This window comes from Vibrio sp. V19_P1S1T109, assembly GCF_002241375.1.
Classification (GTDB): Bacteria; Pseudomonadota; Gammaproteobacteria; order Enterobacterales; family Vibrionaceae; genus Vibrio; species Vibrio anguillarum.
This window is the reverse complement of the sequence record NZ_NDIM01000330.1, coordinates 1-3,304: the sequence shown is the minus strand read 5'-3', so window position 1 is coordinate 3,304 and position 3,304 is coordinate 1. Positions and strand designations below refer to the sequence as shown.

The 3,304-nt window shown below is 43.3% G+C and carries 4 protein-coding genes; all 4 read right to left on the bottom strand.

Going from position 1 to position 3,304, the window contains the following annotated elements; all coding sequences use genetic code 11:
- Positions 1–8 precede the first annotated feature (8 nt).
- The 4 genes from B9J87_RS15700 to B9J87_RS15685 are packed head-to-tail and all read right to left on the bottom strand — an operon-like array spanning position 9 to position 3,224.
- A complete protein-coding gene (locus B9J87_RS15700; protein ID WP_013868210.1) occupies positions 9–308 on the bottom strand; it encodes an STAS domain-containing protein in 300 nt (99 codons plus the stop codon).
- A gap of 11 nt (positions 309–319) precedes the next feature.
- The gene (locus B9J87_RS15695) at positions 320–1,498 is read right to left on the bottom strand and encodes a methyl-accepting chemotaxis protein (protein WP_094151637.1); all 1,179 of its coding nucleotides are present in this window, start codon (positions 1,496–1,498) and stop codon (positions 320–322) included.
- A 44-nt stretch (positions 1,499–1,542) separates the two neighbouring features.
- Positions 1,543–2,586 (bottom strand): protein-glutamate methylesterase/protein-glutamine glutaminase, encoded by a 1,044-nt coding sequence (locus tag B9J87_RS15690; protein WP_017042334.1) that lies wholly within the window; start codon positions 2,584–2,586, stop codon positions 1,543–1,545.
- Positions 2,583–3,224, bottom strand: a complete 642-nt coding sequence (locus tag B9J87_RS15685; protein ID WP_013868213.1) for a chemotaxis protein CheD — start codon at positions 3,222–3,224, stop codon at positions 2,583–2,585. The genes B9J87_RS15690 and B9J87_RS15685 overlap by 4 nt, the downstream gene beginning before the upstream one ends.
- Positions 3,225–3,304: the final 80 nt, after the last annotated feature.

The window sequence follows — 3,304 nt, the reverse complement described above, 5'->3', positions numbered from 1 at the left end:
CTTAAGCATTATTCGATACTAAATTTTTTATCAAATCGAGAAATCAGTAAGATTTTCCTTATTTGGGGTAAGGTATTGGTAATTCGGATCATGCCATCACTTTGCTCAAGATATTTCTGCATATTGAGCAGCATGCCAAGACCAGCACTGTCAATATAATCCACCTTGCGTAAATCAATGGTGAATCTAAAACCTCGATAGGGTGAATAACTATTACGAAATTCTTTAACTAGGTTAAAGCCAAAAGCACCATCAATCGCGATAGTAATGTGTTTCGCATTGCTATCTATTTCAGTTTCTATACTCATCGTACTCCCTCCTAGAAAAGCTCGACTTCGCCTTCGTCCATATTAGTTTGGATTGCGGCGGGACCACTTCGATTGTGCAGGCGCTCTGTCAATTGGTGAAGTTGTTCTGCCCATGCTGCTTTAGTCATGCTTTGTGTTAGTAAAGCGTTCAATAGCTCATTTGCTTCTTGCAAATAATCAATAGACGCATGCGCATAATCACTTTGTTGAACCACAATGTCAGCAAATTGAAGGGCACGGACGCCATTACTCACTTGCTGGGTTAATTCTTGTCCTAATTCTTGAATTTTTTGCACTTCTTGCTCTATTTCTATATTCACTTGTTGGACACCACGCAGCATGTGGTCCACTTTCTCTTTCGACTCAATCACGTGAGTCATATCTATCGATGCCATTTCGCCAACGGTTTTGTTTGCTCTTTGTACTGTTTGTTGAGCAACATTAATTTCTGATTCAATTTGAGTATTCAGTGTTCTTGCTTTAACCGACAAGTCGCGCACCTCTTGAGCCACGACCGCGAAGCCTCGCCCGGCCTCGCCCGCTCGCGCTGCTTCAATCGCCGCATTCAGCGCCAATAAGTTGGTCTGTTCCGATAGGCTTCTCACTTGATTTAACAGTTTAAAGACCATATCCAATTTTTCTGACATGTCGTGAATGCTGTGTACCGCTGAAATACTTTTCTCCGAAATATCAATCAGAATTTGCACAAAGCCATCAATAATCGCCTCAGTCTTTGGTAGTACGGTGGTGAGATCATATTCGCTGCCTTGGTTTGCCAATAAGTTATTGACCAAGGTACTTGAGACGTAACTCTGTTTTTGGCTGATATCTTGCAAGCCAAAAAATGCGTTATTTAATGTCTCTACTGAACCTTCAATCACGGTGTGCTGCATGGTTAAAGGGCTACTCACTTTAGGTAGCGTCTCTTTGAACAGTTTTTCAATACTCTGTAGATGTTGCTGCGTTTCAAGAGTGGACTCTTCTTCAACCTTATTTTGGTTGGCTTTAGCTTTGTTTTGTTCACTAAAATTCATAGACAATACTAGCCAAGGTATTGCTGCCGCAAAAATCATTAACCCCATGCTCCATAAATTAGAGGAGTGAAGCATGACGGCAAAAAGGGCCATTAGCTGCAAAACTAAAGCTAAAATATATTTTGCTTTTGGTGTCACTGTTTTATTTATCATCACCCATTCCTTGCTTCTCTATGTTGAGCTTATTTAATGAGACAACACTAGCGATAGAGCTCATCACAAATCCATTGTGGTATGGCATTTAACGCTTTGATATTCTGTGTTGCGCCAATCTCTACTGCCGCTTTGGGCATTCCCCACACCACTGATGTTTTTTCGTCTTGAGCTAAAGTCAATGCGCCACACAACTTCATTTTGAGCATGCCTTGCGCTCCATCTTTACCCATCCCTGTTAAGAGGATACCGATGGCTTTGTCTCCCACATTTTCAGCAACCGTATCAAACATCACATCTACTGAGGGTTTATGACGATTGACCGCAGGTCTATCGTCAACTTGACAGTAAAGGTGAGTGCCTTTTTTTATCACCATCAGATGCTTATCTCCGGGAGCAACATAAGCGCATCCATTCACTAAAGGCGCTTGATTAGCGGACAACTCTCTCACCTCTACGGCGCTACAAAGATTCAAACGCTCTGCAAAGGGGCGAGTAAACATCGCACTGATATGTTGAGTGATCACGATCGGTGGCAACCCTGCTGGTAAAACAGAGAATATGCTTTTTAATGCTTCTGTTCCGCCCGTTGAGGCTCCAATCGCGATCAACTGATAACGCGCCTCTTGGTGGCTAGCCGCTATCAGTTCGACCTGATTAACCGCCGCAGAATGATGCGATTGAACGACATTTGCCCCTGCCGCCATTTTTATTTTGTCGTTCACCAGCTCCCTATAACTTGCCATTTCAGCCGTGTTTTCGACCGACGGTTTAGGGAAGTAATCCACTGCACCAAGCTCTAATGCTTCTAACGTGGCTTGAGCGCCATGCTGGGTCAAGGTTGAAATCATCACTACCGGCATAGGGCGTAACCGCATAATATTTTTTAAAAATTGCACGCCATTCATTTTTGGCATTTCAATATCTAGCGTTAGCACATCAGGGTTGTGCTGCTTGATAAGCTCTCGGGCTTGGTAAGGATCTTGTGCCATTGCGACGACATCTAACATAGGGTCAGCATTAATCAGCTCGCAGAGCAGTGCTCTAAAAACGGGAGAATCATCGACAATCAGCACTTTGATTTTTTTCATTTAAATAGCTCCACATCATCACTCTCTTTATGCGCTTTACGATCCAACTGTGTGGCATAAACCTTTTCTTGAAAACTTAACCGGCTCACTTCGGTCAATGGAATTCTTTTTAGCCACACTTTACCTGTCATGGGTTCGAAAATGACTTTTCTCGGTTCGTCCCCCCCCAAGTCACTGGCTTCGACAATAAGCCTTTCTTGCTCAACATAGTTTTTGATGAAATCTATGTTTTTCTGGCCAATCATGGCTTTAAAACCCAGCATTTGTGCTCCACCAAAGAGTTTTACTCGTAAGCGCTGACGCTCAGCCCCCATTTTGATCAACTGATTAATCAGTAGCTCCATCGCATAGCAACCATAACGAGAGGCGGTTGAAGCAATATCATCAGGATGCCAGTGATCAATTTGTGAATGCTGATCAAAAGGCAATAAAAAATGGTTCATCCCCCCAACTTTGGCCGCTTGGTCCCACATACAGGCGGTAACGCAAGAACCTAAACCGGTACAAATGACCTCTTGTCGCATCGTACAGTACAACCCACCGGGCAAAACCTTTACCCAATCCACTTTTTGTTGGGGATGATAAAATCGGCTGAAATTCCGATTGTCGGTTGCCAAATGCATCGCCAACGAGGTCATTAATTGTTCCTCATTTTTTCACGTAAATGGTGTGGCCGAGATGATGAAAAACATCAGCACAGCGCCCCACACTTTCTGAA

Bases quoted from the DNA above. Each gene is read 5' to 3' on its own strand.
- B9J87_RS15700 (WP_013868210.1), bottom strand. From the start codon at position 308: ATGAGTATAGAAACTGAAATAGATAGCAATGCGAAACACATTACTATC.
- B9J87_RS15690 (WP_017042334.1), bottom strand. From the start codon at position 2,586: ATGAAAAAAATCAAAGTGCTGATTGTCGATGATTCTCCCGTTTTTAGA.
- B9J87_RS15685 (WP_013868213.1), bottom strand. From the start codon at position 3,224: ATGACCTCGTTGGCGATGCATTTGGCAACCGACAATCGGAATTTCAGC.